Raw genomic sequence first — 9,841 nt, 5'->3', positions numbered from 1 at the left:
ACGACTAAAGCCACAGGCACGGCGGAACTGTGATGGGGGTAGCGAGGCGAGGCTTTCGTAGAGCATCTCCCGAGGGTGGTGACAGCGACTTTCTACACCGCTATTCTATTCGTGCAAGAGGTCTAATTTTGGGGTAGAAAGTTGATCCTGCAAGATCACTCGATCGCGCAGTTGGTTTTGAATTTCTTTGGCGGCTTCTGTCGTTTTTGGCCAATCATCAATTAAGTTCATTTCATCAATCTCATCTGATGCATTTTTATTTTAAAGATTTGATGTCAATAAAATTTTTATTAAATTTCCCGCAATGAACATCACCTAAGACGCTGGGAACCGCAAATAGTGCATTAATTCTCCGAGCAGTTCACCAGATAAATTTAAGCGGCGTTTTAAGTCAATTAAACTACGGAAAGCACCCCGCTCTTGGCGATCGCGAATCATCCTTTCTGCTAAAGCGCGATCGACTCCCGGCAGCCGCTCCAGTTCATCAACCGTAGCGTGATTAGCATCCAAAGTTCGTTGAAAAGAAGCCGCCTCCGGATCGTAAAAATAAAATCGTAAAACCGGTGTCCAAGGCTCCAACTGCGCTACCGTTACCCCTAAAGCAGCAGCCAAATCTTCTAATCCATAAAACACCACTCCGCTCGCACTCAATTGAGTTAGCAAGGTGGCTTGCCGAATCGATAACCCCGGCAATCGTAACCAATCATCAATACTGGCACGATTGGCATCAATTGCAATGCCCATTTCGGCCGCCACCGCCACTTCCAACGCAGAATTTAGCCGACAAAATGGATCACGCGCAATTTTGCTGCGAGCTGCTTTCAAAGCCGGGTTCGCAGGCTGAAAGGGAGCTTGAAGCCAACTGAATAACGGATTTTGAGAAGGGAACTGAGGCACAGAAGTCAACAAAATTATGGTGATTCAACTAACTGGAAACTTCTAGCTAACTGAATTTCGGTTAAGCCAAACTTGAGTGACTACTAGATTATGATCCAACTTAGATCAAGATCTGAATCAGTGCTAAAAAGTTGAGATCAGGTCATGGTTCGCCCAGTAACCAAGGTCAAATTTTTTAATCTTTTAAACTTAGATTGATGACAGCCAATCTAAATTTGGTCGAGTAGCAGACGGCGCTTTTGTTCAAACTCTGCCTCAGAAATCAATCCTTCCTGGCGAAGTCGATCCAATTCTCGGAGGGCATCCCCCACCGCATTTACCCGCTCCGGTTGCACAGTAACCGTGACAGTTCGTTGGGCAGCCGGTAGCTCTTTATTAAAGTTGCGATCGAACTCTTCTTGGTCTTGAGAAAGATACCAAATTGCCTCGATCGCGCTGGCAATTTGCGGAATCATCGTCCAAAAAAATAGAAAATAAGCCACTCCCCACCATCGTTGCCGCAAATAGAACTTGTGCAGCCCCGATGCAAAGGGAACCACAAAACAAGTGAGGGCCAGGGCCACAGCCACCGTCCGCTTGCGTGGTCGGGTTAAGGTTCCTGCCACTTCCGTCATGGTTCTCTCCTCAGTTCACTGGCTGGCAATGGAAGTTACTCGTTAGACAACGGGTTCAGCAACGAAACGTAAGAAAAGCAAGGAAAACAGAGAAACAATTGAGCGTTGACCGTTTCCAAGCCTAGGCCACTCTGGTGACTAAGCACCGGCCTTGAACTCTCTTGGTTGAGTTGGTGGCAACGATGTTGCGCCCATTGTTCATGATAGTTGGCAAATTAGCAGGTCGAGGGGCGGCGTGCGCCAAAGCAACAGCAGTTACAACCATTGAGCAGCAGTCTGCGCCAACCAGCCATCGATTGCCCTTGTCCATTTCCTTAATTTCTCGGCGCAAAGTCCGATCGTTCAAGTTCGGATCTCCCGACTGGGTGGGCGTTTTGCCTCAGAGGGGAATCGGCTAAGATCAAAGGCAAATGGGTGTTGACAATGACCCAGGCATACAACATGAGCATTTTTGATTCTGAAATTGTCCAACAGGAAGCTAGGGAGATTTTTGGCACTTATCAATCCCTAGTGCAGCTTGGGGGTGACTACGGCAAGTTTGATCGCGAAGGGAAACGACTCTACATCGAACAGATGGAAACCGTCCTCGATCGTTATCGGATTTTCATGAAGCGATTTGAATTGTCAGATGATTTCATGGCCAAAATGCAGGTGGAGCAACTGAAAACTCACCTCTCGCAATTTGGTATGACTCCTCAAATGATGTTTGATCAGATGCACATCACCTTAGAGCGCATGAAAGCAGAATTAGAAGCATCCAAGAATTAGGTCATTTTCCTATTAATTTCTAATGGATCATTTGAGCCGTTTCAGTTCAAAATAACAGGATAAATTCAGGAAAACTGAACTATCCTCAATTTGACTAATCCAGCAAAAAGCTCTGTAGATCCTCGATCGTCAGTTCCACCCCTTGGGCAAAATCAGGCACGGGCAGTTGATCGCCCAAGTCCACGAAAGCCCGAGGCGATCGCCCTGCTTGATAGACCAACACCGACAGATCACCAGGGTCAATTAACTAAGCCATTTCTGTGCCCTGATCCAAACAAAACTGCATCTTTTCGATCAGCCGAATTAGGGGTTGCTGGGGTGACGCAATCTCCACAATCCAATCGGGCGCAAAATCAAAACTGTTGGCGACTCGGCCATCGGATTGGCGAGGAATTCGATCCCATTTGATCACCACGATATCGGGCACCAACACACGCCCCCCGAAGGTGCAACGCAGTTCTGCACCGGCTCTAGCAATGGGTGCTTTGCGCAAAATACTGTTCAGCACCGCAGTCAGTTCTGATTGCAAGTAGCTGTGCTGGCCTTGTGGCATTGGCTTCTGATGAACCTGGCCGTTGATATATTCGCTGGCCGGTTGAGTTTCGGGCAATGCGAGAAACTCAGCCAGCGACAGGGCCCGATCGCGGGAGACAGCAAGCACCATAACCAGCCTTGCAGGGGAGACAAACTGATTCAATTCTAGCGATCGCCCGCGATCGGCTCCCTAAACCCGCAACTGCGTAACGGCGATCGCGCCACCAAAGCAAACAGCCACATCGGTTCCGGGTTTATAGGGACGACCCCCATAGATGCCGTTGTACTGATAGCCCTCCTCTGTACGCCGGTAGATCGGTGGAACCGGGTCACGAGACAGCTCACAAAACACGATTTCGGGATCGGGAGCGCCGGGGTCAAGGTGCGGGAAATTCACATTCCAAAAACTGCCCGGTTCCCAGGGGCGATCGAGCAACAGGGGCAACACCCGCACTGCCTGCTGAGCCGTCCAGTCCCAATCGATTTCCAAAGGCCGTCGAATCCAGTGCGACAGGGCGATCGCCCGTCGGCCTTGCAGCGTTGCTTCCCGAGCGGCCGCCACCGTACCCGAGTTATAGACATCCGTGCCCAGGTTGCCGCCCGCGTTAATCCCTGACAGCACCAGGCCCACCTCGGGAGCCAGCTCGCTCACCGCCAACCGCACACAGTCGGCCGGTGTGCCCGCCACGGAGAACCCGCGATCGCGCTCCTGCACCGCCAGCGCACGATGGTTAGTAATCTGGTGGCCACAGCCCGACTGTTCCGCTGCGGGCGCAACCCACCGCACTGAACCCAACTGCAACTCCGCAACGGCGCGATCGAGCGCGGCAATCCCCGGCGCATCGTACCCGTCATCATTCGTCAGCACCAAAACCTGCGCCATAAGTCCTCAGCGATCGCGAACAGGTTTCTATTGTTCCACTGACCAGCCAGCCCCAACACCCACCCACGCCCCGCAACACCATCAACAGACAAGGGGTTTAAACCCCTTGCCCCCACCACCGGGCGATCGATCATTAGCGACAGTGTTGGAGGATCTAAGATGTTGAAGAGGAGAGAGTGGCTGTCATGGAAAAACTAAATCAATATCGCCAGGTTGTTCAAGAAATTTTGCTTGAGCACAGCCAAATTCAACCAGCTTATGGCGAGATTGAAATGGCAGTCATATTTGATCATGAACGCGATCACTATCAAGTCATGCGGTCAGGTTGGCTTCAAAAACAGCGAGTCTATGGCGTTCTAATTCATATTGATCTCAAGGAAGAAAAGATTTGGATTCAATACGATGGCACAGAAGTGGGCGTGGCTAATGAACTCTTAGAGAAAGGCATTCCCAAAACAGATATCGTATTGGCTTATCACTCGCCATTTATGCGTCAATATAACGGATTTGCCGTTGGTTAATTCTGGTTTTCAAGTGATTCACCATGGAATTTCAATTATTTTGAGTGAGGTTAATTACCCGATGACAGCCTTAAGTTCGGAAACAGAAAAACTGCAAGCCTATCGAGCTGTGATTAAGCAGCTTCTGCAGCCTATAAGCCATCCTATGGTGATATTGAAGTTCAAACCTTATTCGACAGCGAGCATGACCACTATCAGGTTTTTGCGATCGGCTGGTACAACAAACAAAGAATCTATGGTTGCTCAATGCACCTTGACCTAAAGCAAGGAAAAATCTGGATTCAGGCCAACAATACCGAACTGGATATTGCTCAAAATTTGGTTGAACGAGGTATTCCCAAAGAGGATATTGTGCTTGGGCTTCAGCCACCTAATTTTCGCCGTTTTTCCGGCTATGCGATCGCCTAAAAACTGCGATTTCTAACCATTTGAGTCGGTCAGAGCAGCCGCTTGGGCCGCCATCAATTCACCGATGCCTTTTTCGGCTAAATCCAGCAGTGCATTCAGTTGCGATCGGCTGTAGCTGCCCGATTCCGCCGTCCCCTGCACTTCAATTAAATTACCCTCGCCGTTCATCACCACGTTGAAGTCCACATCGGCGGCCACGTCTTCCGGGTAGTTCAAATCCAGATAGGCGGATCCCTCGATCAACCCCACGGAAACGGCAGCGACCGGCGAGAGGATCGGCAACGTTGCCAATTCCCCAGCGGCCACCAGCGATTGCAACGCATCCACCAGCGCCACGTAACAGCCCGTGATCGCCGTGGTGCGTGTGCCCGCATCGGCCTGCAACACGTCCGCATCGATCGCCAGGGTGCGCTCCCCCAAGCCCCGCAAATCCACCGCCGCCCGCAAACTCCGGCCAATTAGCCGCTGAATTTCCTGGGTGCGTCCGGACAGCTTGAAGGTTTCCCGCGACTGCCGATCGGGCGTGGCCCCCGGCATCATCCGATATTCCGCCGTCAGCCAGCCCTGACCCGAATCGGCCAGCCAGCGCGGCACACCGGATTGCACAGACACAGTGCAAATCACCTGCGTGTCACCGCAACAGGCCAACACAGACCCGGCGGAATATTTGGTGAAATTTCGCTGGAATCGAACGGGGCGGAGCTGGTCGGGCGATCGACCGTCGGGACGTTGCCAGGACATGGTTAGGGGTGCAAACAACGGATAACGTTAACCAACCTGGGCTGCCAGTTCTTCCAATTGAGCCTGTTGATCTTGGGTGATGCAAGACTGAATCATCTCGTCAATGTCACCTTCGAGGGCCGCCGTGAGGGTAAAGTTTTGGCCCAAACGGTGATCGGTCACGCGATTGTCTTTGTAGTTATAGGTGCGAATTTTTTCCGATCGGGAACCGCTCCCCACCTGCGATCGCCGGGCAGAAGTCACCGCCTCCTGTTGCTCTCGCATCTTCATTTCGTAGAGCTTGGCCCGCAAAATTTGCATCGCCCGCTCCTTGTTCTTGAGCTGCGATCGCTCCTCCGTACAAAACACCCGGATGCCCGTCGGTTTGTGGTACAGGTCGGCGGCGGTTTCCACCTTGTTCACGTTTTGGCCGCCAGCCCCGCCCGATCGCGCCGTGGTTAGCTCAATGTCCTTTGGGTCGATGTGAACTTCCACTTCATCCACCTCCGGCATAATCGCCACCGTGGCGGTGGAAGTGTGTACCCGGCCGCCCGCTTCCGTGGCCGGCACGCGCTGCACCCGGTGAACACCCGCCTCGTACTTCAGCTTGCTGTAAACCCGATCGCCCTGCACTTCCAGGATCACTTCCTTAAAGCCGCCTGCCTCCGACAGCGACTCACTCGCCAACGCCACCTTCCAACCCTGAGTGGTGGCATAGCGGGAATACATCCGCAGCAAATCGCCCGCCCAAATACAGGCCTCATCGCCACCCGTGCCGGCCCGAATTTCCAACATGATGTTTTTGTCGTCGTTGGGGTCGCGGGGCAACAGCAAAATTTTCAGTTGATATTCCAACTGGGCGACCCGATCGTTCAGCTCTTCAACTTCCAGTTGCGCCATTTCCCGCAACTCCGGGTCATCGCCCGACTCCTTCAGGATTTCGCGGGCCCCTTCCAAGTCGCTGACGGCCGTTTTCCATGCGTCATAGGTCGCCACCGTTTCTTCCAAGGACGATCGCGCCTTGGCCACGCGCTGAAATTCCGTCGGATCCGTGGCCACATCAGGATCCGCAAGGCGGCGGGTTAATTCATTAAAGGTTTGCTCAACGGATTGCAGCTTATCGAGCAAATATTGTTCAGCCATCGGGTCGCGGGGCGATCGTGAAATCGAATGAAGGGAGCAAAATACTACCACCATGCTATCAATGATCGTCCCCCGACCGCCGATTTAGCCCATGCCGCAAAAACACGGAGCTAGGACAGATCAGAGGCTTGCCACCTCTCGATCAGACCAGATCGACTGGCCAGCCCCGCCACGGAATGGCACCGCCACATGGCGAACCCAAAATAACTGCATACCCAATGGCCGCCTATCCAATAGCCGCCTATTCATCCCAGCATCCTGATTGCGTCCATGCAACAAGACACTAATAAGCCCATTAAGTCCATACTTCTTGAATATATTTCAGGCATTCACTCTTCGGCCCCTCTTTGCCTGCATCCCGCCATCCCCAGGGATTTCCTCGCTCCACAGGCCAGATGGAATACTGCTGCGCATGGTTCACTACCACCTTGTAAACCCTTTGGTTCTCATTCGTCATTGCCATTTCTCCGAATGAAATAAAGGAACTATATAACTCGCCAGTACTATTTCAGTTATAAGTTTGCTCGTCAGTTCATGGAGCAATTAAAACATCAGCTTTATATTTTTGATGGAGACTGAAATTTCTTGTCACAGTTCTTCATCAAAGAATCAGTTGATTTATTTTTAAATTCAAGAAAATCAATTAGAAACCTTAAATCATGAAAACAAGATGCAAAATTCTTTAAATCAAAAGAAATTACCTATTATCAAAATTCATAAAAACCAATCATCGAAGCTTGGTTTTAGTCAGGGGTAAGATTACACGATTAGGCAGAGGAAACTGGTTAGGGAATATTAATAGGCTGGCCGTCGCGGGTGTAAATTGCGATATCCCACTGGCCACTCCGTTCAATTTCAAAGGCGATGCGGCTGCCGTCGGCGCTCAGTTGCGGGTTGCGGGTTTCCAGTTGCAGGGCTTGGGTCAGGTTGCGGAGTTGGTTAGTGGTGCGATCGTAAAGGTAAATGTCGGTGCGGCCTTGGCGACTGGCAGAAAAGGCAATCCAACGGCCATCGCTGGAAATGCTGGGGCTGGCGGCGATCGTGTCAAAGGCGTTTAGCTCTGGCAGCTCGATCGCCCGTCGTTCCTGGAGGTCATAGAGCAACACATCCTGGCTGCCCCGACGATCGGACACAAACACCAAAAAGCGCCCCGCCACGGCCGGGCTGGTTTCCGAAAAGGCGCTGTTGAGGCTGTTGGGGTTGGCTCCGGCCGCATCGAAAGGGAAACTGAGGGTGCGACCACTGGCGCAACCCACCAACCCGATCGCCCAACTGGCGATCCAAAGCTGTTGTAGGAGCGATCGCCCTCGGCGGCAGTGGCTCATGGCACGGGCCCCTCGCTGATCAAGATCTCGGCGCAAGATCTAGGGCAACAGCTTTTTGAGGGCCAGCAGGGATTCTGCATTCAGCGTCACTTCCACAGCCTGGCCCGCTGGGCGATCGATCAGCGTGAGAATGCATTGGCCACCACCGGTTTTGACCGTGGCGGTGGGATTGGTGAGGGCGATCGTTTCCAAGCGGGCTTCCGGCTGCCCCACCCGAATCACCACATCATTTTGAGATTGGGGATAGATGTAGAGATATTGTCCATTGGCTGACAGCTTCAAGGATTGGGGCGTGGTGTTGCGTTCCAAGTCGCTGCCCAGCTTTTGGTAATAGAACGTGATGCCCCGCACTTCTGTCCCTTGGATGGTGAATTCATCGTCGAAGCGCTCCGCGTCCCAATCAAGGATCTGGGGATCCGTGGCGCGATCGAGCAAGCGCTGTCGCCAGGTCACAGATTTGCCCGCCAAGCTCTCCCACCATTGGCGGATGGTTTCAAAATGAGCAGCATTCTCCGGATCGCTGCTGCCGTAAAGCCAAGTTGCGCTGAAAGGTTGCACGGACAAAATCCCGTTTCAAAATCCCATGAACTAATTGAACAATTAATTTTTCAATTATTTTCAATTCATTAGTTTCAGTTAATTAAACCCTTGGGGGGCGATCGCCCAGATTACCCAAATCACCCAAATCATCCGAATCGCCCAAGTCGCACAACGCAGGCTAGAGCGTTACCCTAAGAAGACATTTAGGGACAATTTTTGGGGAACAATCAACAGTTGATTGGCCCCACAGCCCCAAGCTGGGAACCGGGTCGATCGCCCCGCCATCCAAGGCTTGTTGGCCAAACTTGAACCACCGATGAACCGGCGACCCACCGCAGGTCGGCCCCAGGAGCCAAAATTGCGGAGCCAAGATTGCGATGAATGTGCCGCTAGTTTATCACCCCGATTATGTCGCGCCGTTGCCACCCGGCCACCGGTTCCCGATGCAAAAGTTTGCCAAGCTCTATGACCGGTTACGCAGCGATGGCACGGCAACCCCAGAACAGTTTCACCAACCCGATCGGCCGCCCCAAGACTGGATTGAGCTGGTGCACGATCGCGCCTATGTGGAAGCCTATTGCCAAGGCACTTTGGATCCAAAAGCCCAGCGCCGGATTGGGTTGCCCTGGTCGCCAGCCTTGGCTAATCGCACCTGCGTGGCGGCTGGTGGCACGGTGCTAACGGCTCGGTTGGCCCTGCGCCATGGGCTGGCTTGCAATTTGGCGGGCGGCACGCACCACGCCTTCCCCGATTTTGGCTCCGGGTTTTGCATCTTCAACGATTTGGCGATCGCCACCAGGGTTTTGCAGGCCGAAGGCTTGGTCGATCGGGTCTTGATTGTGGACTTGGATGTGCATCAAGGGGATGGAACCGCCTGGATTTTTCGCAACGAGCCGCAGGTCTTCACCTTTTCCATGCATTGCGAGGCAAATTTTCCCGCCCGCAAACAGGCCAGCGATTTGGATGTGGCATTGCCAGAAGGCATGGAAGATGATGACTATTTACAAACGCTCGATCGCTTCCTGCCAGAGTTGCTCGCCCAAGTGCGGCCCGACCTGGTGATTTACGATGCGGGGGTGGATCCCCACGGAGGCGATCGGCTGGGCAAGCTCGCCCTCACCGATTCTGGTTTATTTCGGCGGGATATGCAGGTGCTGACCACCTGTGTAGCAGCGGGCTATCCCGTGGCCTGCACGATCGGCGGCGGCTACTGCGATGATTTGGCGGCCCTGGTCGATCGCCATGCCCTCATCCACCGAGCAGCGGCTCAGGTCGCCCAGTGCTACGGCCTCTGAGCTGCTACGGTTTCTGGGCCACTGATGCTCAGCAAGGGCGATCGCGCAAGATATCATCCACCGGCCAGGCAAAACCAGATCCAACAAAAACTAGATCCAACAAAACCAGGCCAGAACCCGACAGAACGGCCGCCGGGCGATCGCCCCTTTCAAGACACAAAAAATCCCAGCAACGACAGAACAGCCATCGGGC

At 52.9% G+C, this 9,841-nt stretch carries 15 protein-coding genes; 4 read left to right on the top strand and 11 right to left on the bottom strand.

What is annotated here, in order from left to right; all coding sequences use genetic code 11:
• Nucleotides 1-105 precede the first annotated feature (105 nt).
• The 3 genes from VPK24_RS03500 to VPK24_RS03490 form a co-directional block, all read right to left on the bottom strand.
• Complete coding sequence (locus VPK24_RS03500) at nucleotides 106-231, bottom strand: hypothetical protein (RefSeq protein ID WP_393010751.1); 126 nt, start codon at nucleotides 229-231, stop codon at nucleotides 106-108.
• Nucleotides 232-315: 84 nt separating this feature from the next.
• Nucleotides 316-825 (bottom strand): ComEA family DNA-binding protein, encoded by a 510-nt coding sequence (locus tag VPK24_RS03495; protein WP_393010749.1) that lies wholly within the window; start codon nucleotides 823-825, stop codon nucleotides 316-318.
• 281 nt (nucleotides 826-1,106) lie between these two features.
• Complete coding sequence (locus VPK24_RS03490) at nucleotides 1,107-1,511, bottom strand: NINE protein (RefSeq protein ID WP_393010747.1); 405 nt, start codon at nucleotides 1,509-1,511, stop codon at nucleotides 1,107-1,109.
• Nucleotides 1,512-1,952: 441 nt separating this feature from the next.
• Here VPK24_RS03490 and VPK24_RS03485 point away from each other — a divergent pair, with 441 nt between their 5' ends.
• The gene (locus tag VPK24_RS03485; protein ID WP_393010755.1) at nucleotides 1,953-2,279 is read left to right on the top strand and encodes a DUF1825 family protein; all 327 of its coding nucleotides are present in this window, start codon (nucleotides 1,953-1,955) and stop codon (nucleotides 2,277-2,279) included.
• Between the two features lie 94 nt (nucleotides 2,280-2,373).
• Here the strand turns inward: VPK24_RS03485 and VPK24_RS03480 are convergent, their stop codons facing one another.
• The 3 genes from VPK24_RS03480 to surE are packed head-to-tail and all read right to left on the bottom strand — an operon-like array spanning nucleotide 2,374 to nucleotide 3,696.
• Nucleotides 2,374-2,502 carry a Uma2 family endonuclease gene (locus VPK24_RS03480; protein WP_393010745.1) on the bottom strand — a complete coding sequence of 43 codons (129 nt, stop codon included), beginning with the start codon at nucleotides 2,500-2,502 and terminating at the stop codon, nucleotides 2,374-2,376.
• Nucleotides 2,503-2,526: 24 nt separating this feature from the next.
• A complete protein-coding gene (locus VPK24_RS03475) occupies nucleotides 2,527-2,943 on the bottom strand; it encodes a Uma2 family endonuclease (RefSeq protein WP_393010743.1) in 417 nt (138 codons plus the stop codon).
• Nucleotides 2,944-3,003: 60 nt separating this feature from the next.
• Complete coding sequence (gene surE / locus VPK24_RS03470) at nucleotides 3,004-3,696, bottom strand: 5'/3'-nucleotidase SurE (RefSeq protein WP_393010741.1); 693 nt, start codon at nucleotides 3,694-3,696, stop codon at nucleotides 3,004-3,006.
• Nucleotides 3,697-3,881: 185 nt separating this feature from the next.
• Here surE and VPK24_RS03465 point away from each other — a divergent pair, with 185 nt between their 5' ends.
• Both VPK24_RS03465 and VPK24_RS03460 read left to right on the top strand, forming a co-directional pair.
• Nucleotides 3,882-4,217: a XisI protein gene (locus VPK24_RS03465; RefSeq protein WP_393010739.1), complete on the top strand. Its 336-nt coding sequence runs from the start codon at nucleotides 3,882-3,884 to the stop codon at nucleotides 4,215-4,217.
• Between the two features lie 153 nt (nucleotides 4,218-4,370).
• Entirely contained in the window at nucleotides 4,371-4,625 is a 255-nt protein-coding gene (locus VPK24_RS03460; protein WP_393010753.1) for a XisI protein, read from the top strand.
• A 12-nt stretch (nucleotides 4,626-4,637) separates the two neighbouring features.
• Here VPK24_RS03460 and rph read toward each other — a convergent pair whose 3' ends face one another.
• From rph to VPK24_RS03435, 5 genes are all read right to left on the bottom strand, one after another.
• Entirely contained in the window at nucleotides 4,638-5,366 is a 729-nt protein-coding gene (gene rph, locus VPK24_RS03455; RefSeq protein WP_393010737.1) for a ribonuclease PH, read from the bottom strand.
• Nucleotides 5,367-5,393: 27 nt separating this feature from the next.
• Nucleotides 5,394-6,488, bottom strand: coding sequence for a peptide chain release factor 1 (gene prfA / locus VPK24_RS03450; protein ID WP_099533664.1), 1,095 nt, complete (start codon nucleotides 6,486-6,488; stop codon nucleotides 5,394-5,396).
• A gap of 295 nt (nucleotides 6,489-6,783) precedes the next feature.
• The gene (locus tag VPK24_RS03445) at nucleotides 6,784-6,951 is read right to left on the bottom strand and encodes an MbtH family protein (RefSeq protein ID WP_393010735.1); all 168 of its coding nucleotides are present in this window, start codon (nucleotides 6,949-6,951) and stop codon (nucleotides 6,784-6,786) included.
• 322 nt (nucleotides 6,952-7,273) lie between these two features.
• Entirely contained in the window at nucleotides 7,274-7,813 is a 540-nt protein-coding gene (locus VPK24_RS03440) for a TolB family protein (RefSeq protein ID WP_393010733.1), read from the bottom strand.
• A 39-nt stretch (nucleotides 7,814-7,852) separates the two neighbouring features.
• Entirely contained in the window at nucleotides 7,853-8,371 is a 519-nt protein-coding gene (locus VPK24_RS03435; protein ID WP_393010731.1) for a hypothetical protein, read from the bottom strand.
• Nucleotides 8,372-8,730: 359 nt separating this feature from the next.
• Between VPK24_RS03435 and VPK24_RS03430 the strand changes: the two genes are divergently transcribed.
• Entirely contained in the window at nucleotides 8,731-9,648 is a 918-nt protein-coding gene (locus tag VPK24_RS03430) for a histone deacetylase family protein (RefSeq protein WP_393010729.1), read from the top strand.
• Nucleotides 9,649-9,841 lie beyond the last annotated feature (193 nt).

The sequence above is a fragment of the Limnothrix redekei LRLZ20PSL1 genome (genome assembly GCF_043235035.1).
Taxonomy (GTDB): domain Bacteria; phylum Cyanobacteriota; class Cyanobacteriia; order CACIAM-69d; family CACIAM-69d; genus CACIAM-69d.
The sequence above is the reverse complement of the archived record's forward strand: the minus strand, read 5'-3'. Positions and strand labels throughout refer to the sequence as shown.

What these genes read in the sequence shown, in the direction of transcription:
- VPK24_RS03485 (WP_393010755.1), top strand. Translation starts at nt 1,953, where the DNA reads ATGAGCATTTTTGATTCTGAAATTGTCCAACAGGAAGCTAGGGAGATT.
- VPK24_RS03445 (WP_393010735.1), bottom strand. Translation starts at nt 6,951, where the DNA reads ATGGCAATGACGAATGAGAACCAAAGGGTTTACAAGGTGGTAGTGAAC.
- VPK24_RS03500 (WP_393010751.1), bottom strand. Translation starts at nt 231, where the DNA reads ATGAACTTAATTGATGATTGGCCAAAAACGACAGAAGCCGCCAAAGAA.
- VPK24_RS03465 (WP_393010739.1), top strand. Translation starts at nt 3,882, where the DNA reads ATGGAAAAACTAAATCAATATCGCCAGGTTGTTCAAGAAATTTTGCTT.
- prfA (WP_099533664.1), bottom strand. Translation starts at nt 6,488, where the DNA reads ATGGCTGAACAATATTTGCTCGATAAGCTGCAATCCGTTGAGCAAACC.
- VPK24_RS03430 (WP_393010729.1), top strand. Translation starts at nt 8,731, where the DNA reads ATGAATGTGCCGCTAGTTTATCACCCCGATTATGTCGCGCCGTTGCCA.
- surE (WP_393010741.1), bottom strand. Translation starts at nt 3,696, where the DNA reads ATGGCGCAGGTTTTGGTGCTGACGAATGATGACGGGTACGATGCGCCG.
- VPK24_RS03475 (WP_393010743.1), bottom strand. Translation starts at nt 2,943, where the DNA reads ATGGTGCTTGCTGTCTCCCGCGATCGGGCCCTGTCGCTGGCTGAGTTT.
- VPK24_RS03440 (WP_393010733.1), bottom strand. Translation starts at nt 7,813, where the DNA reads ATGAGCCACTGCCGCCGAGGGCGATCGCTCCTACAACAGCTTTGGATC.
- VPK24_RS03490 (WP_393010747.1), bottom strand. Translation starts at nt 1,511, where the DNA reads ATGACGGAAGTGGCAGGAACCTTAACCCGACCACGCAAGCGGACGGTG.
- rph (WP_393010737.1), bottom strand. Translation starts at nt 5,366, where the DNA reads ATGTCCTGGCAACGTCCCGACGGTCGATCGCCCGACCAGCTCCGCCCC.